The organism is Stenotrophomonas sp. GbtcB23, from assembly GCF_019091045.1.
In the GTDB taxonomy this organism is placed as follows: Bacteria; Pseudomonadota; Gammaproteobacteria; order Xanthomonadales; family Xanthomonadaceae; genus Stenotrophomonas; species Stenotrophomonas rhizophila_A.
This window is the reverse complement of record NZ_JAGXKC010000409.1, coordinates 1-272: the sequence shown is the minus strand read 5'-3', so window position 1 is coordinate 272 and position 272 is coordinate 1. Positions and strand designations below refer to the sequence as shown.

Annotated in this window: 1 pseudogene; it reads left to right on the top strand. The window is 63.2% G+C overall.

What is annotated here, in order from left to right:
* Positions 1 to 13: 13 nt before the first annotated feature.
* Positions 14 to 272, top strand: a pseudogene (locus KVS69_RS19600) (hypothetical protein); the annotation flags it as partial.

Here is a 272-nt window from a genome sequence, read left to right as displayed (position 1 = left end):
CAGGGAGGGATGAATGGCGCCGACCAAAACCGCGTCCGTATCCGGCCGCAAATCCGCGGCAGAGTCTGCTACCAGGACGGCACCCAGGCCGGACAAGAAGGATTTCAACGGCGGCACCTTCGCCGGATTCAGCAAGCCGGAGGAGCTTCAGGCCCTCCACGCCATGCTGCTGATCCGCCGCTTCGAGGAAAAGGCCGGCCAGCTTTACGGCATGGGCTTCATCGGCGGCTTCTGTCACCTCTATATCGGCCAGGAAGCTGTCGTCGTCGGCA